Origin of the sequence: Paraburkholderia sp. J41, from assembly GCF_905220235.1 — a bacterium.
In the GTDB taxonomy this organism is placed as follows: domain Bacteria; phylum Pseudomonadota; class Gammaproteobacteria; order Burkholderiales; family Burkholderiaceae; genus Paraburkholderia.
Map to the genome: position 1 here is coordinate 1 of NZ_CAJMZE010000038.1, position 21,949 is coordinate 21,949.

Below are 21,949 nucleotides of genomic sequence, written 5' to 3' on the forward strand. Positions count from 1 at the left end.
GCCGTCGACATCGACGGCTTTTTCCTTGTTTTTGCCTTGTTGCAACGCCGCCTAGCGCTGCGTGAGCATCATGTACATCTGCACGACCACGTCGGGCGAGAACGTGAACGGCACCCAGCCGTGACCCGTGTGGCGCAGCACCAGCAGGCGGTCGCCGTTGGACTGCTTCTGCACCGCCATCACCGGGTTTTTCGTCGATGCAAAACGCCAGCCGGGCGGAATGCCGGGCGGCGGCTCGGGCTGCATCGAAGCGCGCGCGTTCGCGAGTTCCTCGACCATCTGGCCGACTTGCAATGCGTTGAGCGTGACCGTCTGGCCGCCGATCGTCAGCGTGATTTCGTTCTGCGAAGGGCGCGCCAAGCGCAATTCGGGCTGCGCGTCGGCGTCTTGCATGGCGGGCGATTCGGTCGCTTCCGGGGTTTGCGTCGCTGTGTGGGCTGCGGTCGATTCCGCGGTCGCGCTTTCGGCCGTATTTCCGGCCGCGTTTTCGATCCCGCCGTCGTTCGCCGTGCCGCTTGCCGCGCCGTCGTTCGCTTCGACGTTCGCTTCGACGTTCGCTTCGGTGACAGGCGCTTCGACGGCGTTGGCGCCATCGACCGCGCCGGCGGCGTGCGCGGCGTTTCCGGCCGATGCGGGCGGGTTTCCGGCGGCGCGTTCGTCGGCGCGCGGGCTGTGCGCGGCGGCCTGAAGGAGCTGATCGACGCCCGCTTCGAGCACGCCGATCTGTTCTTGAAGATTCATGCGTGGCTTCTCAAATAAGACCGGCGATTTTACCCGCAGCGCGCGCCCGATGCCGTCGTGCCGTTGCAGGCATGTTGAAACAAAAGTTGTAACAAATTGCGCGGGGTTGACGTGCGATCAATAAAAGAGACTTAAATGCGCCCGATTCCGGCGTTGGCGGATTCGTGCGGTCAATTCAGATAACCGGCCTCGCGGAACCATGCGAGCGCATCCTTCAGCCCGTCGCGGTACGGCCGCGCGCGATAACCCAGCTCGCGCTCCGCTTTGGCCGAAGTGAAATACATCTTGTTTTTCGACATCCTGAGCGCGTCCACGGTCACGAACGGCTCGCGCTTCGTGAACCGCGCCACGGCTTCCGCGCCCATGGCGAGCGGATAGAGCGGCCAGCGCGGCAGCGCGATCGTCGGCGGCTTGCGGCCGACCATGCCCGCGATATCGGCGAGCATCTGCTGAAGCGGCAGGTTTTCGCCGCCCAGAATGTAGCGCTCGCCCACGCGCCCGCGCTCGAGCGCGAGAAAGTGGCCGTTCGCCACGTCGTCCACGTGTACGAGATTCAGCCCCGTATCGACGAAAGCGGGAATCTTGCCCGTCGCCGCTTCCACGATGATGCGGCCCGTGGGCGTGGGCTTCACGTCGCGCGGCCCGATGGGCGTGGACGGATTGACGATCACGGCGGGCAGGCCGTCGCGCTCGATCATGCGCTCCACGGCGCGCTCGGAAAGCACCTTGCTGCGCTTGTACACGCCGATCGCCTGGTCGGCCGTGAGCGGCGAGGTTTCGTCGGTGGAGTTGCCCGAGTTCGTCACCTTGAGCGTGGCCACGCTGCTCGTGTAGACGATGCGCTCCACGCCCGCGTCGAGCGCGGCGCGCATGGTGGCTTGCGCGCCTTCCAGATTGGCGCGCTCGATTTCGTGCGGATCGGGCGCCCAGAGGCGATAGTCGGCGGCCACGTGAAAGAGATAGCGCACGCCGGCAAGCGCTTTGCGCATGGAGGCGGCGTTGCGCATGTCGCCGGTCACGATTTCCGCGTCGAGCGATTCGAGATTCTTGCGCGGGCTCGTGGCGCGCACCAGCAGGCGCACGGCATGGCCTTTTTCCAGCGCGATGCGGGCGACGGCCGAGCCGACAAAGCCGGACGCTCCGGTAATCAGCACGAGGTCCTTGTTGGCGCGGGAAGTATCGGTCATTGCAGATTCGCTTTCGGGTGATGGAACGGCGTGGCACCGGATTGTACGCGGCGCGCGCGAGGCGTTGGCCGACGCGCGCAAGGGATGACGACTACAATGCGGTCCGTATCGGCAGAGGAAGCGGAGTAAGGAACGATGAGCGAACCGGATCTTGATGCGCGCGTGGAAACGTATTACGTGCGCGTGCGCGGAACGGTGCAGGGCGTGGGGTTTCGGCACGCAACGGTGCGTCAGGCGCACGCGCTGCGCATTCGCGGCTACGTGGCGAACATGGAGGACGGCTCCGTGGAAGCCGTGATTCAGGGCACGGCCAATCAGGTCGATCGCATGCTCTCGTGGCTGCGGCATGGGCCGCCCGCCGCGCGCGTGAGTTCGGTGGAAAGCGAGGAGCGTTACACGGAAAAACGCTACGAGCGCTTCGAGCAGCACTGAAGCCGCGCGAGCGGCGTCGGCATCATCGAAAAAGCGGTGCGCCATGCGAGTGGCGCACCGCTTTTCGTTGGCGAACCGCGGCGAACGCGCTCAACGCACCGCGAGCAGGCTTTCCGCGAAACCCCATTCTTTCTCGATCCACTGATGCTCGCAGACGAAGCCCGCGTCGGCGGCGATGGCGGGAATTTCGTCGGCGTGATACTTGTGGCTGCTTTCGGTCCAGATCGTTTCGCCCGCGCGCAGGTCGACGTCCAGATGCGCCGCGCCCACGTGCGCGTGTACGTCGCGTTTGGCGCGCAAATGCATTTCGATGCTGCGCACGTCCGGGTTGAAACGCGCGACGTGCTCGAAGTCGTGCAGGTCGAAGTCGGCGTCGAGTTCGCGATTGATGCGCGAAAGCAGGTTCAGGTTGAACGCGGCCGTGGCGCCGATCGCGTCGTCGTAAGCGGCCACCAGCGTCTCCACGGGCTTCACGAGGTCCGTGCCGAGCAGCAGCGTGTCGCCGGGGCGCAGCATCGCGCGAATGTCGCGCAAAAAGCGCGTGGCCGCGAGCCGCACGAAATTGCCGATCGTGCTGCCGAGAAACAGCACGCACAACTGCTCGCCGGGCTTGCGCTGGCGGCTCACTTCGGCGAGACCCGCGAGGTAATCGCGTTCGTAACCGACGATGGAAATGCGCTCGATGTCGGCGAGTTCGCGGCGGCACAGTTGCAACGCGGCGCGCGAGATTTCGATGGGGTAATACGAGGTCGGGCGCTTGCGGCACAGCGCTTCGAGAATGCGGCGCGTCTTGCGGCCGCTGCCGCTGCCGAGTTCGGCCACTTTCACGTCGGGCGGCAGCGTATCGACGATTTCGGTCGCGTAGCGCGTGAGCAGCTTTTCCTCGCTGCGCGTGACGCCGTATTCGGGCAGCACGGTAATGACTTCGAAGAGGGCCGATCCCACTTCGTCATACAAATATTTCGAAGGCAGCTCCTTTTGCGGCGCGCGCGCGAGGCCCGCGCGGACGTCGGCGGCGAATTCGGCGGTGCTGGAACGGGCGGGGTCGGCAACGGCGGGGCGGGACGCAGGAAGTGTCATGCGGGCTCCAGGATGCGTTGGACGTAAGGAAGGCGTCGAGAATCGCGCTGGCCGCCGAAGTGCGATGGAGAGGCGGCGCGCGAGCGAATGGCGAATGCGCTGTTCTGCCGGCAACGGCCGGCGGCGGCGCTGGGCGCAGCGAGACTTACGTTCTAGTCCATCGTTTCCTGGTCTGCCGGACTAATTCGCGGTGTGCGCTGCGACGGCGAAAGCGCGCATCGCGCATGCCCGCACCCGCATTAGCCGTCGCGCGCCCGCCGTGCGGCGCTTCGCAGCCGCCGCGCCGCGCGCAAACGCGCATAGAATGCGGTCTCGCCGCGAACAGGACATTCGCGCGTCTTATTCAATAAACGATTCAAATGACAACGCTTTTACCCGTGCGCGCAATGCGCCGCGTTTTTTCCGCCGTTGCCGCTTTTTCCCCGCGACGCGCCCGCCGATGAACGCCTACGAGCCCGGCCGCGGCATCGCGCTTTCCGTGGGCGCTTCCGCGTTGTTCGCGCTGATGTCGGCGTACACGTTGCTGCTCGCGCCGCTCGGCGGCCTCGACATCTTTGCCTGGCGCGTGATCTGGACCGTGCCCGGCGCGTTCGCGCTGCTGCTGTTGCGCAAGCGCGGCCCGCAACTGCGCGCGCTGCTGGCGCGCATGGCCACGCAGCCGCGCACGCTGCTCGCGCTCGCGGCGTGCGCCGCGCTGCTCGGCTCGCAATTGTGGGTGTTTCTATGGGCGCCGCTGCACGGGCGCCTGCTCGAAGTGTCGCTCGGCTACTTCCTGCTGCCGCTCATCATGGTGCTGGTGGGGCGTTTTCACTACCACGAACGGCTCGAACCGCTGCAATGGACGGCCGTCGCGTGCGCGGCCGTGGGATGCGCGCACGAACTGTGGGCCACCCATGCGTTCTCGTGGCCGACGCTGCTCGTCGCGTTCGGTTATCCGCCGTATTTCGTGCTGCGCCGCAAGATTCACGCCGATTCGCTCGTCACGTTCGCCGTGGAAATGCTGCTGCTCACGCCGGTAGCGGCCATTGAAGTGCGCGCGGGCGGCTCGCTCGCGCTGCTCGGGGCGCACGGCTTTCTCGCGTTCGTGCTGCTGCCGGGGCTGGGCCTGCTGAGCACGGTTGCGCTCGCGTCGTATCTGAAGGCGAGCCGCCTGCTGCCGATGGCGCTGTTCGGCATTCTCGGCTACGTGGAGCCGGTGCTGCTCGTGATCGTTTCGGTGACGATGCTCGGCGAGCATCTGGGCGTGCGCCAGTTGGCGACGTACGTGCCGATCTGGCTGGCCGTGGCGCTGACGGCGCTGCACGGCGCGCGGCTCGTGCGGTTTTCGCGATAACGCCGGCTGCCGTGGCGGCGGGCGCATTCGCCTCGGCGCGCGCCGCCGCGCTCAAGGCCGCGCCGCGTGAGCGCGCGGCGGATTGATGCGCGTGGGGCCGGCCTCTGCCTCGATGGCCGCGCGCAACGCGGGGCGCCAGCCCACGCTGAACAGCGCCTCGGCGAGCACGAACAGCGGCCCGATCATGAGGCCGATCACGTCGTCGACGAACGCGGGCTTGCGATGCTCCCACGCAAGGTGCCCGACGAACTGAAAGATCCAGCCGATCACGAACAACCCGACGCCCACGCCCAGCCACGTTGCGGTGCCCGCCTGCGCGACCCACGCGCCGAACGCCACGCATGCCGCCGAAACGGCCGCCATCGTCAGCCCGAGCGGCACGTCGAGCACCAGGTAATAGAGCGTCGCGGCGATAAACAACGCCCACGCGGGCGAAACCGGCAGTGTCCAGCCAAACGCGCCGAGCGCGAACGCCGGACGCGAAAGCAGCACCGCCAATGCGAGCACGATCAGCGGAATGCCGACGAAATGCGTGCCGATATTGCGCGTATCGCGGTGATAGGCGGCGTACTGCGTCAATTGCTCGGTCAGGTTTCGCATGGATGCCCCTCTATCTCCAAAATCATTATGATCGTCGGGCACCCGGGCGCGAGACTTTCGCCTGGCCGACAATTGCGCCGTGTTTTTCGCGCGGCGCGTTTCGTTGCGGTTCGTGCGCCTCGCGCGCGGCCGTCCGTCCATTTCGATTCTCATGACCGTTCCCGCCGATTCGCCGCCCGAATCTCCCGCCGATATCGCCCGCGCGCTCGACCGCGGCGCATGGTTTCGCGGCGCGCCCGAGCCGTTGCGCGACGCGCTGCGCCGCGCGGGCCGCGTGCGCACGCTCGCGGCGGGCGAGCGCCTTTTCATGCGCGGCGACGCCGACGACGGCCTTTACTGCGTGCTGGGCGGCGCGGTGCGCGTGGGCGCGGCGAGCATCGGCGGACGCGAGGCGCTGCTGGCCGTGGTCGGCCCGGCGCACTGGTTCGGCGAGATTGCGCTGTTCGACGGCGGCGCGCGCACCCACGACGCCTACGCCGAACGCGACGCCACGCTGTTTCACGTGCCGCGCGCGGCGCTGGCCGCGTTGCTCGACGCCACGCCCGCGTACTGGCACGCGTTCGGCGTGCTGCTGGCGCAGAAGCTGCGCCTCGCCTTCGACGCCATCGAGGAAACCGCGCTCTTGCCCGCCGCCGCGCGCGTGGCGCGCCGCCTGCTGCTGCTCGCCGACGAATACGGCGAAGCCGCCGCACGCCGCGTCGTGAACGTGCCGCAAGAACAACTCGCGCTGATGCTCGCGCTTTCGCGACAAACGGTGAACCAGATCCTGCGCCAGTTCGAGCGCGAAGGGCTGGTGGCGCTGCATTACGGCGAGATCGAAATCGTCGATGCGGACGGGCTGGCCGCGCACGCACGGTGAGCGAGCGCTTACATCGACGCTATGTGCTGCCGAAACGGTTTCGAGGCGACGCCATGCCGGGCGCGTTGCAGCGCGTTCGCATTTGCATCGACAATGGCGCGGGTTCGCGTTCCCGCCGGGTCGCGGCCTTTTTCTCTTTCCTGGAACGATTCATGACCGAGCGCGTCGTCGCCGCATTCGACTTTGACGGCACCATCACCACCACCGACAGCTTTCGCGCCTTCATGCTCGACACCGCCGGCCCCGCGCGCTTCGTGTACGCGGCGCTGCGCTGCCTGCCCTGGCTGATCGGCATCCAACCCGGCTGGTCGCAACGCGGGCCGACCAAGGCGCGCTTCCTTTACGCCGCGCTGGGCGCCGTGCGGCGCGACGCGCTGGAAACGGCGGCGCAGCGTTTTGTCGAACGGCGGCTGCCCGCGCTGCTGCGCCCGGAAATGCTCGCGCGCATCAAGGAACATCAGGCGCTGGGGCACGAAGTGGTGCTCGTGAGCGCGTCGCCGTCGATCTATTTGCGTAAGTGGGCGCTCACTGTGGGCATTGGCACGGTGCTGTCGAGCGAACTGGAATGGCGCGACGGCGTCTATACCGGACATCTCGCGGGGCGAAACTGCTGGGGCCCGGAAAAGGTCGCGCGGCTGCGCGGCTGGTGGGGCGCCAATGCGCCCGCCACGCTTTACGCCTACGGCGACAGCCGCGGCGACCGCGAAATGGCCGAACTCGCGCAGCATGCGTGGATACGCGGCGAATCGGCGCTGCCGCCGTTGACGCCGGCCGGATTCGGCGCGGTTTGATTGCACGACTGCACGACGAGGCACTGTCGCAACTAACAGCAGTTCCGTTGCGCCGCGAGGGAAACGGAGGCGGCCATGCAACCCGGCCGGCTCGAAATCGGCTTAAAACGGCTTAAATCGGCTCGAAATCGGCTTGAAAATCCGCTCAAGAAAGGAGACACGGCATGAACGGACAATGGACTCAGGTGAAGTCGCGCGACGGCGGCGAATTCCGCGCCTATACGGCTTTGCCGCCCGAAGGCAGCGGCCCCGGCCTCGTGCTGCTGCAAGAGATTTTCGGCGTGAACGACTATTTGCGCGCGCTGGCCGACCGCTACGCCGAAGAGGGTTACGTGGTGATGGTGCCCGACCTGTTCTGGCGTCTCGAGCCGAACGTCGATCTCAGCTACGACGGCGCCGACGCGCAGAAGGCGTTTTCGCTCTACGAGCGTTTCGACGTCGATCTCGCGATGCAGGACGTCGCGCAAACGCTCGCCGCGTTGCGCGCGCATCCCCAGCATCGCGGCAAGGTGGGCACGGTGGGCTTTTGCCTCGGCGGACGGCTCGCGTATCTCGCCGCCGCGCGCACCGGCGTGGATTGCGCGGTCGGCTACTACGCCGTGGGCCTCGAAGATCGTCTCGACGAAGCCGCGCGCATCCAGTGTCCGCTGATGCTGCACTTCGGCGCAGAAGACGCGCATTGCGACGCCGCCACGCGCGAACGCATCGCGCAGGCGCTGGCGGGCAAGCCGGGCATCGAGCTTTACACGTATCCCGGTTGCGACCACGCGTTCGCCTCGCCCGCGCGCCCGCAATTCGACAAGGCCGCGACGATGATGGCGTACTCGCGCACGCTCGCCATGCTGCGCCGCGTGCTCGGCCCCATCTACGACTTCAACGCGCTCTGGGAGGAGCATTGCTACCACGAGTTCGTCGCGCGCAATCCCGACGACGTGATGCCCACGATGGTCGCCGAGCCCTACGTCAACCACATTCCGACGATGACGGGCGGCGTCGGCCACGACGAACTCAAGCGCTTTTACACGCACCACTTCGTGCATTCGAACCCGGAGGACACGCGCCTGATCCCGATCTCGCGCACGATCGGCTCGGATCGCGTGGTCGACGAATTCATCTTCTGCTGCACGCACGACCGTGAAATCGACTGGCTGCTGCCGGGCCTGAAACCCACGGGCAAATACTTCGAAGTGCCGATGCTGGCGGTGATCTGCTTTCGCGGCAACAAGCTCTATAACGAGCACATTTACTGGGATCAGGCTTGCGTGCTCGCGCAGATCGGCGCGATCGACCCGACCGGCCTGCCGATCGCCGGCGCGCAGGCCGCGAAGAAGCTGCTCGACGAAACGCTGCCTTCGAACACGCTGATGGCGCGCGCGTGGAGCGAGAGCGAAGGCAAGCCGTTCTGATTCGCGCGGCGCGTCAGTTAAACGGGTTATCGGCGACGCCGGGCTTCTGGTCCGGTTCGTCGGCGACTTTCGCGGGCAGGTGCGGGTCGGCTTGCAGCTTCTTCACCATGTCGTCGATGGCGGCCTTGAGCGCGAGCGCCGCCGCGAGCCCGCGTTTGTCGCGCGTGATTTCCAGCGTGCCCGCGAGCGTCACGCGCGTGGTGCCGTTCGTGAGCGTGAGCGCGTCGCCCTGAACGTTCAGGACGTCTGCGTCGTTGGCGTATGCGTCGAACATCTTCGTTTCTCCTTGTGCGGTGCTGGGTCGTGCGGCCCGCATTATAGAAAGCCATGCGCGTGCGCGTCGAATTCTCGTCTGCGCTTCCTCAATTCCTACGCTTGTCGGCGAATGTTTTGCTCCATTGTCAGGGCGAGATGACAACACGCTCGCCGTGCTGACGCACATCAAACCGGCCGCGCTAAACCGCAGCGCAAACGGGCAAACCAACGATGATGACGCACCGCGCCGGTTGGCGCGAATCGTTTGGGCAAGGAGTCATCAATGGGAATTCTGGATAAGGTAGCGGAAGTCGCGGGCGCGGTCGCGGCGGTCGAAGCGGAGAAAAAGCTCAACCCCAACGCTTCGCTGTTGGCCGAGGGCGTGGCAGCCGTGCTCGGCTTCAAGGGCGGCGGCACGCTCGCCACGCTGGCGGAAGGTGGAATCGGCGCGGCGCGCGCGGCGAACGAAGCGCAAAGCGGCGCGCAAGCCGGTTCGGAAGCCGATGCAGAAGCGGTTGCGGAAGCAGGCGCGGATTCCGGCGCTCGACCGGGCGCGCAGTCCGGCGAATTTGGAGTGTGACGATGCGCGGCCTGCTCGATGGCGCTTCTGGCCGCGCGGGCGCCTTGATCCGTAGCGCGGCAATGGGCGCGGTGTTGGCGCTGGGCGTGAGTGCATGCACGATCACGCCGTGGCGCACGGCCGCGGGCGATGCTTCGCAGCCGTCGCCGGGCGCGAGCGCGAAGGGTACGCCGCTGACCGTGGAAACCTCGCCGGTGCCGACGCCGCCGGTCGCGGTGGCGGCGGCGAACGACGCGGCGGCGGCGCCCGGCTTCTATCGCGTGAAACCCGGCGACACGCTGTATCACGTCGCGAAGGCCCGCAATTTGCGTCCCGCCGACGTCGCAAGCTGGAACAAGCTGCCTGTCGACGCGAAAGTGCAGGCGGGACAAATGCTGCGCGTGACGCCGCCCCCGGCAGCGGCCGGCGCGTCAGCCGCCGCCGCTTCCGATGCCGCCGCCGACGCGAAGAACGCGGCGGCGAAAAGCGTTGCGCCGAAGCCCGCCGCCGCCGTTGCCGCGAAAGCCGAGCCGAAGTCCGAACCGAAGTCCGAACCCAAGGCCGAGCCGAAAGCGGAAGCTAAAGCGGAACCGAAAGCGGAATCCAGGGCCGAAGCCAGAACGGCGGCAACGCCCGCGCGCAGCCCGCGCTTCGTCTGGCCGATCGAAGGCAGCGTGACGCAGCCGTTCAAGGCGAAGTCGAAAGGCGTGGTGATGGCGGGCCCGGCGGGCCAGGACGTGCGCGCCGTCGCGAGCGGTTACGTGGTCTACGCGGGCAGCGGCATGAAATCGTATGGCAAGCTCGTGATCGTGAAGCACGACGCGCATCTGATCACGGCGTACGGCCGCAACGGCAAACTGCTCGTGAAGCAGGGCGATGCCGTCAAGCAGGGCGAGCCGATTGCCGTGAGCGCCACGGACAACGGCAAAGCCTCGCTCGTGTTCGAGATGCGCGAGGACGGCAAGCCCGTCGATCCGCTGGCGCGGTTGCCGCGCTAGCCGCCCACGTGGTTGCCGGGGTCATCGCCGGAATCGTCATTACAGAAAACACGGAAGCACGGAAGCGCATGAAAAGAAGAGTATTTCTCACGGGTTCGCTGGGCGCGGCGTGGCTTGCGGCCACGGCGGGTTGCACGACCACGGGTTCGTCGCCGACGAATCCCGCCGCCGAGCGTCGTGAGATCGACAGCGGCGTGGACGAAGCGCTCGAACGCCTCTATCGCACCGTGCCCGGCGCGCGCGATTTGATCGCCAAGGCGCGCGGCGTGCTGGTGTTCCCGGACGTGGTGGGCGCGGGTTTCGTGATCGGCGCGGAATACGGGCGAGGCGCGTTGCGCGTGGAAGGCAACACGATCGGCTATTTCTCGACGATGGGCGGCTCGTTCGGCGCGCAGATCGGCGCTCAATCGCGCGCCATCATCTATGCGTTCATGACGCGCACCGCGCTCGACCGCTTCAAGCGCAGCAGCGGCTGGAAAGCGGGCGCGGATGCCACCGTCGCGCTCGTGAAGATGGGCGCCAACGGCAGCGTGGACACGACCACGGCCATCAATCCCGTGGAAGCTTTCGTGATTACCAACGCCGGCCTCATGGCAGGCGTTTCGCTGGAAGGCACGAAGGTTTCGCGGCTCGACCTCTGACGTTTCAGGCGCGCCGCACGCCGGCGCGCCTCGATGCGGCTTAGAAGCCCCACTTGCTCACGGCGAAGCGCGTGCCGTTGAACGACACCTTCGCCTTCGCGGCCGCGCTCGCGGGAATGCCCGGAAACGCGATGCCGCTCTGCGCTTCCAGATCGCGCACCGAACGCACGTCGTAGCGGTTGTCGTCGGCGTTGTCGGCGACGATGGCGAACGCCAGTTGCTGCGAGGGCACGTACACCACCTTGAAGATTTGCGTCGGCACGAGCACGCGCGTGGCGCCGATCGTCTGCAACTGCGCGCCCGCGAAAAGCGGCCCGGTCACGACATACGCCTCGCCGTATTGCGTCGCGAGCTTGCGCACGGCCGTTTCGATATGCGACCACAAGCGCTGATTGTTTTCGCGGTTCTGCGGCACGACGTTCGCGAGCGAAAACGACTCGGCCATGGCCTGCGGATTCCAGCGATTGCCGGCCGGGCTCATGTGGCCGCGATCGAACCCGCTGCGCTTGTAGTCGGCGAGCGTGGCGCCTTCGCCGGCGGGCAGGCGGTCGTCCTCGAAAAAGCGGTTGGTGCGCGTCATGTCCTTCGCGGCTTCGAGATGATCGCGCGTGAGATGTTCGGCGGACCACAGCGGGCCGTGCGTGATGCCGGAATGCAGCACGACGAAATCGGAATAGCAGAGCATGCGCGTCCTGGGCGCCATGCGTGCGTTCGTGAGCGTGGGAAACTGGCCGTTGGGAACGAAATTCGAACAGGCCGGTGCTGCGAAGGCGTGGCTCGCGACGGCGAACAACGCACTGGAAAAAATCGAAACGAACAGCTTCTTCATCGAAAGGCAGATGGGGAGGAATCAAGCGGGGAGCCAGTATAGCGGGCGCGATCCCTTGTGTGCGCAATGCGGCGGAGCCAGGCGCGAAAGAATGAAAGCGCGGGCGAAGATGCGAACGAAAGCGTTCGCGAAGAAGCGCGCGAAGCGCGGTGAAAACGGGGAAAAACCGGGGAAAAAACGCGCGCCAAGCCAGCACAAGGCGCGGTCGCGATACCGCGCGAAGAAATTTTGCGGACGAAAAAAACGCCCGCTCGACGAGCGGGCATTCATGAGAAAGGTGAGGACGTTTTAGCACCGCCGCGCGGCGGCGCTAAATGGCGCGCAGCTTAACCGGCGAACAAGGCGTTCTCGGCGCTAACCACCTGGCGGTCCACCGCCTGGAGGCGCCACTGACCTTCCATTTGCGCGCGCGAGCGCTCGCACGCCCAGGTGGCGTCGCCGTGCGCGGAACTGATTTCCTGGCGCCGATTCACGTGCAGGCCGCGCAGCGTGCAGAGCGGCTCCTGCGCGAGCGGCGCGCACAGCGAAGTAACGCCGTCGACGTCGTGCAATTCGCCCCATTCGGGCAGGTCGATCCCATCGTGAGACTCGCGCGACCAGCGGCGCTGATCGGTGTCGAGCCAAAGCACTGCATAGTCGTGATTGACGGTCGGATCGGAACCGTTGATCAAGATCGTAAGTCGCATGGCATCTCCGCAAGTTGGCAGGCGCAAAGTTGGCAAGCATTTTCGCGTCCGCAATTCCACAGTCTAGGACGTGTACGCCGACAAGCAAGCCGATCATGCGAGGCTCGTGCAGGACCAATTGTCGCGCGCCATGCATGCCCCGAACGGTGCGTTCCGCATCGTTCGGCATGAACGTTCGGACTCCCGTTCAATGATGGGTCACGATCGCTGCGCCATTTTCATGCAGGCGGATGCCGCTGGCGTTACACGTCCTGGCGATACATCACGAAGCCCGGCTTCACGGCCACGTCGTCGTATAGACGCATTGCCGTGCGATTCGTTTCGTGCGTGTGCCAATACACGCGCTCCGAATTCGACGCCTTCGCGTGCGCATAAACGGCCTCGATGAGCGCGCGCCCGACGCCCTGGCCGCGCGCATCTTCCACGGTGAAAAGATCCTGCAAATAGCAGATCGGCCCTTGCAGCAGCGTATGGCGATGGTAGATGAAATGCACGAGGCCGAGCACGCGGCCGCCGCGCACAGCGACGAGCGCGTGCATGGGCTCGTAGCCGTCGAAGAAACGCGACCAGGTCGTGCGCGTGATCGCTTCGGGCAGCGCGGTGGCGCCCGAGCGGCCGTAAAAGCGGTTGTAGCCGTCCCAGAGCGGCAGCCATGCTTCGTAGTCGGCGGGCGTGACGGCGCGTACGGTCAGCGCCGCTGCGTGGATTTCCCTGGCGGGTTCAGTCGTCGCTTCATTCATGCGCGTGTCTCCTGTGACGTCGATAACCGTGTTGCAGCGTAAGCGATCTGTGGCACCATTGTTAGCCCCACCAAAACAGTGAAACATGGAGCCACCGCTTGGACTACGCGCTGATGATGGCTGCTTACGCGAAGCGCGCGGTGCGCAAGCTGACACAGCAAGACCTGCTGTACGAAAGTTTGCGCCGCGCGATTCTGGATGGCGATATCGGCTGCGGCACGCGTCTCGCTTCGAGCCGCGCGCTGGCGGAGCAGCTTGGCATCGCACGCAATTCGGTGCTCTACGCGTACGAAAGGCTCGTGGAGGAAGGCTTCGTGAACGCCACGCGGCACGGCTCCATCGTCAACGCCGTGGTCAACGCCGTGAAGGCAAACGGCGCCGCTGCACCGGCGGAAATCCCCGCGCCGCAAAGCGAAAGCGCGCCGCTGTTGTCGCGCCGCGCACGCGGCTTGCCGCCGCGCCGCGCGAGTCACGAAGGCCCCACCGCGCTGCGGCCCGGCACGCCCGCGCTCGACGCGTTTCCGCTCGCGCAGTGGCGCAGCGCGATCGAGCGCGCGTCGCGGCGCGTGCGCGCGAGCGAACTCGGTTACGGCGACAGCGCGGGCCTGCCGGCGTTGCGTCACGCCATTGCGCAATATGTGCGCGTGTCGCGCGGCGTGCGCTGCCAGCCCGAGCAGGTGTTCATCACGGACGGCACGCAAACGGGCCTCGATTTATGCGCGCATTTGTTTGCCGACGCGGGCGAGCGCGTGTGGATCGAAAACCCCGGCTATCTGGGTGCGCGCGTGGCTTTCGCGGCGGCGGGCCTGCAACTCGTGCCTATCGGCATCGACGCGGCGGGCATGGCCGCGAGCCCGCACGACTGGCACGCGCGGCCGCCGCGCCTCGTGTACCTCACGCCGTCGCATCAATATCCGCTCGGCTGCGTGTTGAGCCTCGAACGGCGGCTGGCGTTGCTCGAAGCCGCGCGCGAGTGCGGCGCGTGGATCGTCGAGGACGACTACGACAGCGAGTTGCGCCACGGCGGCCCGCCGCTGCCCTCCATACAAGGTCTTGCCGACGACGCGCCCGTGATCTATCTCGGCACCTTCAGCAAGACGCTGTTTCCGGCGCTGCGCATCGGCTTCATGATCGTGCCGCCGGGCGCGGCCGCGCAGGTCACTGCCGCGAATCGCGCGTTGCTGCGGCAAGGGCGCGTGACCGAACAACTCGCGCTGGCGGAATTCATCGAAAGCGGCCGTTACGCGCGTCATTTGCGGCGCATGCGCAAGCTCTACGAGGAGCGTCGCGACGGACTCGTTGCCGCCATCGAAAAATATCTACAAGGAATCCTGACTATTTCGGCGGACGCGGGCGGCATGCATTTGAGCGTGCGTCTCGATGCGCCGCTTGCCGACGTCGACGTGAGTCGCGCGGCGCGTGCGCGCGGTTTGTTTCTTTCGCCGTTGAGCGCGTTTTGTCTCGATGCACCCGACGCCGCGCGTTACAACGGCTTTTTGCTCGGATACGCGGAAGCGACGCCCGCCGCCGCCGATGCGCAGATGCAAACACTCGCGCGCGTGGTACACGAGTGTTTGCACGCGCGCTGACTTACTGGTGGCCCGAGATGGCGTGCGGCAGATAAGGCGCTTCGAGCGACTTGATTTCGTCGTCGGTGAGCTTGAGCGCGAGCGCGGCAACGGCGTCTTCGAGATGCTTCGGCTTCGAGGCCCCGACGATCGGCGAAGTGATGCCGGGCTTGTTCAGCAGCCACGCCAGCGCGACCTGGGCGCGCGACACGCCGCGCGCGCTCGCGATGTTCGCCACGGCTTCGATGATCGCGCGATCGGCATCGGCGCCGTAGAGCGTCTTGCCGAACGTGTCGGTTTGCGCGCGCTCGCTCGTGGCGTCGTAGTCGCGCGTGAGGCGGCCGCGCGCGAGCGGGCTCCACGGCATCACGGCCACGCCCTGATCGGCGCAGAGCGGCAGCATTTCGCGTTCTTCCTCGCGGTACAGCAGGTTCACGTGATTCTGCATGCTGACGAACTCGGTCCAGCCATGCTCGCGCGACGTGTAGAGCGCCTTGCTGAACTGCCACGCGTACATCGACGAAGCGCCGATATAGCGCGCCTTGCCCGCCTTCACCACGTCGTGCAGCGCTTCGAGCGTTTCCTCGATCGGCACGTTGTAGTCCCAGCGGTGGATCTGATAGAGATCGACGTAATCGGTGCCGAGGCGCTTCAGACTGTTGTCGATTTCCGCAAAAATGGCCTTGCGCGACAACCCTTGGCCGTTCGGGCCGGGACGCATGCGGTTGAAGACCTTCGTGGCGAGCACGATGTCGTCGCGCTTCACGAAGTCGCGCAGCGCGCGGCCGACGATTTCCTCCGACGTGCCGTCCGAATACGTGTTCGCCGTGTCGAAGAAGTTGATGCCCGCGTCGAGCGCCTGGCGAATCAGCGGGCGGCTCGCGTCCTCATTGAGCGTCCAGGGGTGCGTGCCGCGCTCGGGCACGCCGTAGGTCATGCAGCCGAGACAAAGACGCGAAACCTCCAGGCCGGTCGAGCCGAATCTAACGTAGTCCATTGCTGTTGCTCCTTGCATTTGGCGGGATATTCAGCCGATTGAAAGCGAGCGCGGCGCGTTGGACGCGCCGCGAGCTTTCGCAAGGGTATAACAGCGCGGGCGTTCGTGCATGGCGCCTCTCACGCGCCGCTCAAAACATCTCCATCAAACGGTGATAAAGCATGCCGATTTCGAGCGCGGGCCGCCGCCACGCCGGGCCGAACGGAAAGCGCGCATGACGCACCTGCTTGAAGAGATCGAACGCGGCGTGCTCGCCCGCGATGGCCTGCGCAACCACGCGGCCCGCAATGCCGGTGAGCGCCACGCCGTGCCCCGAAAAGCCCTGCACGTAAAAGTAATTCGGGTCGATGGAGCCGAAGTCCGGCGCGCGATTGCGCGTGACGTCGACGAAGCCGCCCCACGCGTATTCCACGCGGGCATTCGCCAGTTGCGGAAACACGCCGCTCATGCGCGCCCGCATGGCGGCCGTGAGTTTTTCGGGCGCGGCGCCGGTGGAGTCGGCGCGGCCGCCGAACAGCATGCGATCGTCGGCGGACACGCGAAAGTAGTCGAGAAAGAAGTTGTTGTCGCAGACCGCCGAACGTTGCGCGATCAACGAGTCGGCCAGCTCGCGCCCGAGCGGTTCCGTGGCGATGATGTACGACGCGATGGGCGCGATGCGCGCGGCCACCGCTTCGGGCAGCACGCCGCCCGGCGCCGCGTTGCAGCACGACACCACGAAGCGGCTGCGCACTTCGCCGCGCGCCGCTTTCACGACCGGCTGCGCGCCGCGCACGACTTCCAGCGCGCGCGAATGCGCGTACAGTTGCGCGCCTTCGCGGCGCGCGGCGTCGGCGAGGCCCAGGCAGTATTTGAGCGGATGCAGGTGCCCCGAAAGCGGATCGTAGACGCCCGCGATGTAGCGCTGCGACGCCACGCGCGCGCGCGTGGCGTCGGTGTCGAGCCATTCGAGGCGGTCGTAGCCCCAGCGTTGGCGCGCCGCGTCCATCCATGCGCGCAAATCCGGCACGCGCTTGGGCCGGGTCGCCACCGTCACGTAGCCCGGCGTGAATTCGCAGTCGATGCCGTAGCGCGCGATGCGCTCGCGCACGAGATTCACGCCTTCGATCGAGAGCGCCCACGCGGCGCGCACGCCGCGCGCGCCCAACTGCTTTTCGAGCACGTCGTCTTTCGCGAAACCCACGAGCGTCTGGCCGCCGTTGCGCCCCGAAGCGCCCCAACCGGGCCGATGCGCGTCGAGCACGACCACGGACAGGCCGCGCGCGCGGCACTCCAGCGCGACCGAGAGCCCGGCGAAGCCCGCGCCGATCACGCAGATGTCGGCTTCGAGCGCGCCTTCGAGCACGGGGTCGTCGGCGGCGGGGCGCGTGGCGGTGGCTTCGTAGTACAAGTGGCGGGCGAGCGCGTCCGCCTGGGCGTCGAGGTCGAATGTCGTCAAAGCAGGTCCTTGAGTCGATACCACGCCATCGCGAGCACGAGGGCAGGGGTACGCAGTGTAGCGCCGCCAGGAAAATCGCGGTGGCGGATCTTGCCGAATAAATCGAAACGCGTGGCCTGGCCGTGAATGGCTTCGGCGATCAACTCGCCCGCGAGTCCCGTGGTGTTCACGCCATGCCCCGAGAATCCCTGCGCGAAATACACGTTGGGCGAGAGCCGGCCGAAATGCGGCGCGCGATTCATCGTGATGTCGACATAGCCGCCCCATGCGTAATCGACCTTGACGTCGGCGAGTTGCGGAAACGTTTTCAGCATGTCGCGCCGCATGGCTTCGCCGAGATGGGGCGGCGCGAAAGTCGAATAGCTCACTTTGCCGCCCCACAGCAAACGCGTGTCGGGCGCGGGGCGGAAGTAGTCGAGCACGAAGCGGCTATCGCACACGGCGGCTTGCGCGGGCATGAGCGCCCGCATGCGCTCCGCGCCGAGCGCTTCGGTCGCGATCACATAGGTGCCTACGGGCATGATCTTGCGCGCGAGTGCGGGCGCGAGTTCGCCGATAAACGTGTTGCACGCGAGGACGGCGAATTTCGCGCGCACCTTGCCGCGTGCCGTTTCGGCCACCTGTAGGCCGTTTTCTTCGCGCAGGCGCGTGACGGCGCTGTTCTCGAAGATGCGCACGCCCGCTTCGTGCGCGGCGCGCGCGAGGCCGAGCGTGTAATTGAGCGGATGCAAATGCCCGCTGTCGGGATCGTAAAGGCCGCCCGGATAGCGCGCCGATTGCACGTACTCGCGCACGCCCTCGCCATCGACATGGCGGAACCGGTCGTGACCGAAGCGCCGCGCGGCTTCGTCGCGCCAACGCTCGAGCGCCTGCACGTCGCGCGAACGATTGGCGGCGGTGAAATAGCCGGCGGTGAGCGCGCAATCGATTCGATGCCGCGCTACGCGGCGCTTCACGATATCGAGCGTTTCCTGCCCCATGTCCCACATCATGCGCACCTCGGCTTCGCTCATGAACGGTGCGAACGTGTCGATGTCGCATGCGTAACCGCCGATCAATTGCCCGCCGTTGCGGCCGCTCGCCGCCCAAGCCACGCGCGACGAATCAATAAGGATCACGGAATAACCGCGCTCCGCGAGATTGAGCGCGGCGGAAACGCCGGTGAGGCCCGCGCCGATCACGCAAACGTCGGCGCTTTGCGTGCCTTCCAGCACGGGATGCTGTGTGCGGTCGTTGGCGGTGGCCGCGTACCACGAGGGCGCGTGAGGCTGATTCGCGAATTTGAGCATAGAAAAAGCGAAGCGGGCGGCGCGTGCCGGCGCCGCCCGAACTTCATTAGAACGAGTAGATGAACTGCGCGCCGAGCAGGTCGTTGCTCTTGCTGTACGAGCCGTCGTTACGGAGGAACACGCGCTGCGATGCCCAGTCGTGGCGATATTCGACCTTCACCGTAATCGCCTGGGTCGGATAGAACAGCAGATCGAGCGCCACGTCCTGGCGCACCGCGCCCTTGCATTCGAAGCCGTAACCGCCGCCCGCCTGCGAATTCGCGAGGCAGTCGGCGCCGATGCCGAAGCCGTTGTACGGGTCCATGCCGTTCGAGTTCAACGCGACGCCACCGCCGCCGCCGCCGTTCTTGCTGTCCGCAAGCAGGTCGTAGCGCACCGTCGCGCCCATGCGGCCGACCACGGGCGCGTTGAACTTGCGATGCGCGAGCAGCGAGAAGCCGTACCACTGCGCATTGCCGCCATTGAACGCGGCGCGTTGCTGCTGGCCGTAATCGAGTTCGGCGTTGTACTGGATGTCGGCGAGCGTGTAGGTCGCATCGAGTTCGCCGAACAGGAAGTAGCCGCCCGAACTCGACGCCTGGCCGCCCACGCCGTACGCGGTCGTGCCCGTGGTGGCGTCGAATGCGCTCGGCAGCGTTTGGCGTCCGACGTTGACCGAACCGCCGATATCGAGCGCGCTCGACATCGTATAGTCGGCGCGCGCCGTGAAGGTGGGAATCTTGTTGCTCGTGGTGATGGGGTCGCCCAGCGCGTTCTGGCCCGTCTGCGTGGTCGCGCCGTAGGTGCGGTATTGCTCGTTGCCGAGCATGAACTTGAACGCCCACTTGCTGCCGTCCGGCGTGTAGTTCCAACCCACGCCCACGTAACTCCCCGGATCGGAGAAGTCGTAGAGCAGGTTGTGCGTGAGCGTGAGCATCTGATTCGACTGCTGCACTTCGTAGCCGCCGAAGCTCGACATCAAGCCCGCGACGAAGGTGCTTGTCGACGTCACCGGAATCGTGATGACCGCCGTGTTCAGAATGTTGTTGCCGATATTGCCGTGCGAATCCTGTAGCAGCGTGATGCCGTTGCCGCGATTCGGCATGAGCGTGATTTCGGCCGAAGGCGCCATCGGCCCCACGCCGAAGGTCTTTTTGATGTCGAGATACAGGTCGCCGAATGTGCTGTTGAAATAGTTGTAGACGCTCTCGTGATTCGCGAACAGGAACGACGAACTGCTTGCCGCGCGGTTGTAGAGATAAGTCGGATCGAGATAGCCGGTAATGGAAAGACCCGCGAGCGGACCGGTCGTGGCCGCGTCCGTGAGCGAATCGACCTTGAGTTGCTGGCTCGCGATCTGCTGCTTCATCGAATCGACGTCGTCATTGGTCAGGCGCGCGGGCGCCTTGCCGTAGTCGGGCGAACTGATGTCGGCGGCGGCCGCGGGCGCCGCCGCCACGGCTGCAACCGGCGCGCTTTTCGCGGCCGTTCCCGAGCGCGCAATTTCGGTCTTGAGCGATTTCACCTCTTTTTGCAGGGCATTGAGCTGCGCCTGAAGGGCTTTGATCTGTTCGCTGGTCGAGTCGGCAAATGCGAGCCCCGGCAGCGCCCCGGCCACCAGCAGACAGATTAACTTCTTCTTCATTGCGAATTCTCCTTGTGGGTCGTTATTGCTGAGTCGTGTGGGTTGCGGGTTACGCGGCGCGACGCCCGATCGGCGCGCCGACCGTGCCCGCCTGCGCGGCGGGTCTTGCGGCGGGGTCGGGCTGAACGAAGGCGAGTTGCATGTCGCGCATGCGCTTCTTTTCTCGTCCGCTCATGAGCTGATTGACGGCAATCACGCCGATGGTGACGGCGGTGATAAACAGCGTGGCCAGCGCGTTCATCTCCGGATTCAGGCCCAAACGCACGCGCGAAAACACCACGAGCGGCAACGTGGTGGAGCCCGGCCCCGAGAGGAACGCGGAAAGCACGAGATCGTCGATGGAAAGCGTGAACGAAAGCAGCCAGCCCGAAAGCAGCGCCTGCGAGATGAGCGGCAGCGTAATGACGAAGAACACTTTCAACGGCGTGGCGCCGAGATCGAGCGCCGCTTCTTCGAGCGACTTGTTCATCTCTTTCACGCGCGACTGCACGATGATCGCGACATACGACACGCAGAGCATGACGTGACCGATCCAGATGGTGACGATGCCGCGGCCCTTCGGCCAGCCCAGCATCTGTTCGAGCGCCACGAACAGCAACAGCAGCGAAATGCCTTGAATGACCTCGGGAATCACGAGCGGCGCGTTGATCATGCCGGCGTAGAGCGTGAAGCCGCGAAAGCGGCCCATGCGCGCGAGCACGAAACCGGCCCACGTGCCGATCACGACCGAGGCGAATGCCGTCATCAACCCGATCTTCAGCGAAAGCCACGCGGCAGTCAGTAGTTCGTCATCCTGAAGAAGCGCCGCGTACCATTTGAGCGAGAAGCCCGACCACACCGTCACCAGCTTCGACGCGTTGAACGAATACACCACGAGGCTGATGATCGGAACATAAAGAAACAGCAGGCCGAACGTGAGCACGCCCGTTTGCAGGGTTCGATTGGGCTTGATCATTTACCTTCCTCCAGTTCCTTCACCTGGTTGTACTGAAAGAGCGCCATCGGCACGAGCAGCAGCAAGACCATCGCCACCGTGACGGCGGAGGCCATCGGCCAGTCCATGTTGTTGAAGAACTCGTCCCACATGACGCGGCCGATCATGAGCGTGTCCGCGCCGCCCAGCAGTTCGGGAATGACGTATTCGCCCACGGCGGGAATGAACACGAGCAGGCTGCCCGCGACAATGCCGTTTCTCGAAAGCGGCAGCGTGATTTGCGTGAAGGCCACCCACGGCTTCGCGCCAAGGTCGTAGGCGGCTTCGAGCAGCGCGAGGTCCATCTTCACGAGATGCGCGTAAAGCGGCATCACCATGAAGGGCAGATACGAATAGACCATGCCGATATAGACGCCGGCATCGCTGTGATATAGGCGCAGCGGCGAGTGAATCAGGCCGATCGCCATGAGCGCGTGATTGAGCAGACCGTCGTCCTTGAGAATGCCGATCCACGCGTAGACGCGAATCAGAAACGACGTCCAGAACGGCAGCATCACCGCCATCATCAGCAGGTTGCGCGTAGCGGGATTCGAGCGCGCGATGTAATAGGCGATCGGATAGCCGATCAACAGGCAAAAGAACGTGGAGACCGCCGCCATTTTCAGCGAACTGATATAGGTGGCGATATAGAGGCTGTCTTGCAGCAGGAAGGCATAGTGGCCGAGTTGCAGCGCGAAATGCACCATGCCGTCTTTCATATCGACCAGGTTCGAATAAGGCGGGATGCCCATCACCTGGTCGGCGAAGCTGATCTTCAACACCAGCACGAACGGCAGTGCGAAGAACAGCGCGAGCCACAGGAACGGCACGCCTATCACGGTCGTGCGGCCCGAGGGAACGAAGCGCCTGGCGAAGCGCGCGAGTGCGTTGGAGCGCACGGAAGGCAGCGGGGTGCTCATGAT

General features: G+C 65.7%; 24 protein-coding genes. 10 read left to right on the forward strand and 14 right to left on the reverse strand.

Annotated elements, in window-relative coordinates:
* Positions 1–51: 51 nt before the first annotated feature.
* Together U5805_RS27055 and hpnA are read right to left on the reverse strand one after the other, a co-directional pair.
* On the reverse strand, positions 52–741 hold the full coding sequence (locus U5805_RS27055) for a hypothetical protein (RefSeq protein ID WP_322106581.1): 690 nt from the start codon (positions 739–741) through the stop codon (positions 52–54).
* A gap of 170 nt (positions 742–911) precedes the next feature.
* Positions 912–1,928 carry a hopanoid-associated sugar epimerase gene (gene hpnA / locus U5805_RS27060; RefSeq protein ID WP_322106582.1) on the reverse strand — a complete coding sequence of 339 codons (1,017 nt, stop codon included), beginning with the start codon at positions 1,926–1,928 and terminating at the stop codon, positions 912–914.
* Between the two features lie 135 nt (positions 1,929–2,063).
* Between hpnA and U5805_RS27065 the strand changes: the two genes are divergently transcribed.
* Positions 2,064–2,360 carry an acylphosphatase gene (locus U5805_RS27065; protein WP_322106583.1) on the forward strand — a complete coding sequence of 99 codons (297 nt, stop codon included), beginning with the start codon at positions 2,064–2,066 and terminating at the stop codon, positions 2,358–2,360.
* Positions 2,361–2,450: 90 nt separating this feature from the next.
* Here the strand turns inward: U5805_RS27065 and egtD are convergent, their stop codons facing one another.
* Entirely contained in the window at positions 2,451–3,440 is a 990-nt protein-coding gene (egtD, locus tag U5805_RS27070; protein ID WP_322106584.1) for an L-histidine N(alpha)-methyltransferase, read from the reverse strand.
* A gap of 439 nt (positions 3,441–3,879) precedes the next feature.
* On the opposite strand from egtD, the gene rarD reads away from it, so the two are divergent.
* Complete coding sequence (gene rarD / locus U5805_RS27075) at positions 3,880–4,773, forward strand: EamA family transporter RarD (RefSeq protein WP_322106585.1); 894 nt, start codon at positions 3,880–3,882, stop codon at positions 4,771–4,773.
* Positions 4,774–4,824: 51 nt separating this feature from the next.
* On the opposite strand, the gene U5805_RS27080 is transcribed toward rarD, so the two are convergent.
* Positions 4,825–5,373: a DUF962 domain-containing protein gene (locus U5805_RS27080; RefSeq protein ID WP_322106586.1), complete on the reverse strand. Its 549-nt coding sequence runs from the start codon at positions 5,371–5,373 to the stop codon at positions 4,825–4,827.
* Positions 5,374–5,524: 151 nt separating this feature from the next.
* On the opposite strand from U5805_RS27080, the gene U5805_RS27085 reads away from it, so the two are divergent.
* The 3 genes from U5805_RS27085 (at position 5,525) to U5805_RS27095 (ending at position 8,429) form a co-directional block, all read left to right on the forward strand.
* Complete coding sequence (locus tag U5805_RS27085; RefSeq protein WP_322106587.1) at positions 5,525–6,232, forward strand: Crp/Fnr family transcriptional regulator; 708 nt, start codon at positions 5,525–5,527, stop codon at positions 6,230–6,232.
* A 152-nt stretch (positions 6,233–6,384) separates the two neighbouring features.
* Positions 6,385–7,023 (forward strand): HAD family hydrolase, encoded by a 639-nt coding sequence (locus U5805_RS27090; RefSeq protein WP_322106588.1) that lies wholly within the window; start codon positions 6,385–6,387, stop codon positions 7,021–7,023.
* Between the two features lie 164 nt (positions 7,024–7,187).
* Positions 7,188–8,429: a dienelactone hydrolase family protein gene (locus tag U5805_RS27095; RefSeq protein WP_322106589.1), complete on the forward strand. Its 1,242-nt coding sequence runs from the start codon at positions 7,188–7,190 to the stop codon at positions 8,427–8,429.
* A gap of 13 nt (positions 8,430–8,442) precedes the next feature.
* Here U5805_RS27095 and U5805_RS27100 read toward each other — a convergent pair whose 3' ends face one another.
* On the reverse strand, positions 8,443–8,703 hold the full coding sequence (locus U5805_RS27100) for a hypothetical protein (RefSeq protein WP_322106590.1): 261 nt from the start codon (positions 8,701–8,703) through the stop codon (positions 8,443–8,445).
* A 264-nt stretch (positions 8,704–8,967) separates the two neighbouring features.
* Here U5805_RS27100 and U5805_RS27105 point away from each other — a divergent pair, with 264 nt between their 5' ends.
* The 3 genes from U5805_RS27105 to U5805_RS27115 all read left to right on the forward strand — a co-directional run bounded on the left by U5805_RS27105 (position 8,968) and on the right by U5805_RS27115 (position 10,882).
* The gene (locus U5805_RS27105) at positions 8,968–9,264 is read left to right on the forward strand and encodes a hypothetical protein (RefSeq protein WP_322106630.1); all 297 of its coding nucleotides are present in this window, start codon (positions 8,968–8,970) and stop codon (positions 9,262–9,264) included.
* A gap of 2 nt (positions 9,265–9,266) precedes the next feature.
* Positions 9,267–10,241, forward strand: coding sequence for a M23 family metallopeptidase (locus U5805_RS27110; protein WP_322106591.1), 975 nt, complete (start codon positions 9,267–9,269; stop codon positions 10,239–10,241).
* A gap of 68 nt (positions 10,242–10,309) precedes the next feature.
* Positions 10,310–10,882 carry a YSC84-related protein gene (locus U5805_RS27115; RefSeq protein WP_322106592.1) on the forward strand — a complete coding sequence of 191 codons (573 nt, stop codon included), beginning with the start codon at positions 10,310–10,312 and terminating at the stop codon, positions 10,880–10,882.
* Positions 10,883–10,922: 40 nt separating this feature from the next.
* Here the strand turns inward: U5805_RS27115 and U5805_RS27120 are convergent, their stop codons facing one another.
* Complete coding sequence (locus tag U5805_RS27120) at positions 10,923–11,567, reverse strand: DNA/RNA non-specific endonuclease (protein ID WP_322106593.1); 645 nt, start codon at positions 11,565–11,567, stop codon at positions 10,923–10,925.
* Here U5805_RS27120 and U5805_RS27125 point away from each other — a divergent pair.
* Entirely contained in the window at positions 11,566–12,003 is a 438-nt protein-coding gene (locus U5805_RS27125; protein ID WP_322106594.1) for a hypothetical protein, read from the forward strand. The genes U5805_RS27120 and U5805_RS27125 overlap by 2 nt on opposite strands.
* A gap of 34 nt (positions 12,004–12,037) precedes the next feature.
* Here U5805_RS27125 and U5805_RS27130 read toward each other — a convergent pair whose 3' ends face one another.
* Complete coding sequence (locus U5805_RS27130) at positions 12,038–12,397, reverse strand: DUF3564 domain-containing protein (RefSeq protein ID WP_322106595.1); 360 nt, start codon at positions 12,395–12,397, stop codon at positions 12,038–12,040.
* Between the two features lie 242 nt (positions 12,398–12,639).
* Entirely contained in the window at positions 12,640–13,137 is a 498-nt protein-coding gene (locus tag U5805_RS27135) for a GNAT family N-acetyltransferase (protein ID WP_322106596.1), read from the reverse strand.
* Positions 13,138–13,235: 98 nt separating this feature from the next.
* Between U5805_RS27135 and U5805_RS27140 the strand changes: the two genes are divergently transcribed.
* Positions 13,236–14,726, forward strand: coding sequence for a PLP-dependent aminotransferase family protein (locus U5805_RS27140; RefSeq protein WP_322106597.1), 1,491 nt, complete (start codon positions 13,236–13,238; stop codon positions 14,724–14,726).
* Position 14,727: 1 nt separating this feature from the next.
* On the opposite strand, the gene U5805_RS27145 is transcribed toward U5805_RS27140, so the two are convergent.
* The 6 genes from U5805_RS27145 to U5805_RS27170 form a co-directional block, all read right to left on the reverse strand.
* Positions 14,728–15,702 carry an aldo/keto reductase gene (locus U5805_RS27145; protein ID WP_322106598.1) on the reverse strand — a complete coding sequence of 325 codons (975 nt, stop codon included), beginning with the start codon at positions 15,700–15,702 and terminating at the stop codon, positions 14,728–14,730.
* Between the two features lie 130 nt (positions 15,703–15,832).
* Entirely contained in the window at positions 15,833–17,140 is a 1,308-nt protein-coding gene (locus U5805_RS27150) for an FAD-binding oxidoreductase (RefSeq protein WP_322106599.1), read from the reverse strand.
* The gene (locus tag U5805_RS27155) at positions 17,137–18,429 is read right to left on the reverse strand and encodes an FAD-binding oxidoreductase (protein WP_322106600.1); all 1,293 of its coding nucleotides are present in this window, start codon (positions 18,427–18,429) and stop codon (positions 17,137–17,139) included. Before U5805_RS27155 ends, U5805_RS27150 begins: the two co-directional genes overlap by 4 nt.
* A gap of 46 nt (positions 18,430–18,475) precedes the next feature.
* Positions 18,476–20,053 (reverse strand): DUF3138 family protein, encoded by a 1,578-nt coding sequence (locus U5805_RS27160; RefSeq protein ID WP_322106601.1) that lies wholly within the window; start codon positions 20,051–20,053, stop codon positions 18,476–18,478.
* A gap of 49 nt (positions 20,054–20,102) precedes the next feature.
* On the reverse strand, positions 20,103–21,008 hold the full coding sequence (locus U5805_RS27165) for an ABC transporter permease subunit (RefSeq protein WP_322106602.1): 906 nt from the start codon (positions 21,006–21,008) through the stop codon (positions 20,103–20,105).
* On the reverse strand, positions 21,005–21,946 hold the full coding sequence (locus U5805_RS27170; protein WP_322106603.1) for an ABC transporter permease subunit: 942 nt from the start codon (positions 21,944–21,946) through the stop codon (positions 21,005–21,007). The genes U5805_RS27165 and U5805_RS27170 overlap by 4 nt, the downstream gene beginning before the upstream one ends.
* Positions 21,947–21,949 lie beyond the last annotated feature (3 nt).

Excerpts from the sequence above, each read along its gene's own strand:
- U5805_RS27110 (WP_322106591.1), top strand. The coding sequence starts at position 9,267 with ATGCGCGGCCTGCTCGATGGCGCTTCTGGCCGCGCGGGCGCCTTGATC.
- U5805_RS27160 (WP_322106601.1), bottom strand. The coding sequence starts at position 20,053 with ATGAAGAAGAAGTTAATCTGTCTGCTGGTGGCCGGGGCGCTGCCGGGG.
- U5805_RS27065 (WP_322106583.1), top strand. The coding sequence starts at position 2,064 with ATGAGCGAACCGGATCTTGATGCGCGCGTGGAAACGTATTACGTGCGC.
- U5805_RS27105 (WP_322106630.1), top strand. The coding sequence starts at position 8,968 with ATGGGAATTCTGGATAAGGTAGCGGAAGTCGCGGGCGCGGTCGCGGCG.
- U5805_RS27120 (WP_322106593.1), bottom strand. The coding sequence starts at position 11,567 with ATGCTCTGCTATTCCGATTTCGTCGTGCTGCATTCCGGCATCACGCAC.
- U5805_RS27125 (WP_322106594.1), top strand. The coding sequence starts at position 11,566 with ATGCGCGTCCTGGGCGCCATGCGTGCGTTCGTGAGCGTGGGAAACTGG.
- U5805_RS27165 (WP_322106602.1), bottom strand. The coding sequence starts at position 21,008 with ATGATCAAGCCCAATCGAACCCTGCAAACGGGCGTGCTCACGTTCGGC.
- U5805_RS27085 (WP_322106587.1), top strand. The coding sequence starts at position 5,525 with ATGACCGTTCCCGCCGATTCGCCGCCCGAATCTCCCGCCGATATCGCC.
- U5805_RS27135 (WP_322106596.1), bottom strand. The coding sequence starts at position 13,137 with ATGAATGAAGCGACGACTGAACCCGCCAGGGAAATCCACGCAGCGGCG.
- hpnA (WP_322106582.1), bottom strand. The coding sequence starts at position 1,928 with ATGACCGATACTTCCCGCGCCAACAAGGACCTCGTGCTGATTACCGGA.
- U5805_RS27100 (WP_322106590.1), bottom strand. The coding sequence starts at position 8,703 with ATGTTCGACGCATACGCCAACGACGCAGACGTCCTGAACGTTCAGGGC.
- U5805_RS27115 (WP_322106592.1), top strand. The coding sequence starts at position 10,310 with ATGAAAAGAAGAGTATTTCTCACGGGTTCGCTGGGCGCGGCGTGGCTT.
- U5805_RS27080 (WP_322106586.1), bottom strand. The coding sequence starts at position 5,373 with ATGCGAAACCTGACCGAGCAATTGACGCAGTACGCCGCCTATCACCGC.
- U5805_RS27090 (WP_322106588.1), top strand. The coding sequence starts at position 6,385 with ATGACCGAGCGCGTCGTCGCCGCATTCGACTTTGACGGCACCATCACC.
- U5805_RS27130 (WP_322106595.1), bottom strand. The coding sequence starts at position 12,397 with ATGCGACTTACGATCTTGATCAACGGTTCCGATCCGACCGTCAATCAC.
- U5805_RS27055 (WP_322106581.1), bottom strand. The coding sequence starts at position 741 with ATGAATCTTCAAGAACAGATCGGCGTGCTCGAAGCGGGCGTCGATCAG.
- U5805_RS27170 (WP_322106603.1), bottom strand. The coding sequence starts at position 21,946 with ATGAGCACCCCGCTGCCTTCCGTGCGCTCCAACGCACTCGCGCGCTTC.
- U5805_RS27145 (WP_322106598.1), bottom strand. The coding sequence starts at position 15,702 with ATGGACTACGTTAGATTCGGCTCGACCGGCCTGGAGGTTTCGCGTCTT.
- U5805_RS27095 (WP_322106589.1), top strand. The coding sequence starts at position 7,188 with ATGAACGGACAATGGACTCAGGTGAAGTCGCGCGACGGCGGCGAATTC.
- U5805_RS27155 (WP_322106600.1), bottom strand. The coding sequence starts at position 18,429 with ATGCTCAAATTCGCGAATCAGCCTCACGCGCCCTCGTGGTACGCGGCC.
- egtD (WP_322106584.1), bottom strand. The coding sequence starts at position 3,440 with ATGACACTTCCTGCGTCCCGCCCCGCCGTTGCCGACCCCGCCCGTTCC.
- rarD (WP_322106585.1), top strand. The coding sequence starts at position 3,880 with ATGAACGCCTACGAGCCCGGCCGCGGCATCGCGCTTTCCGTGGGCGCT.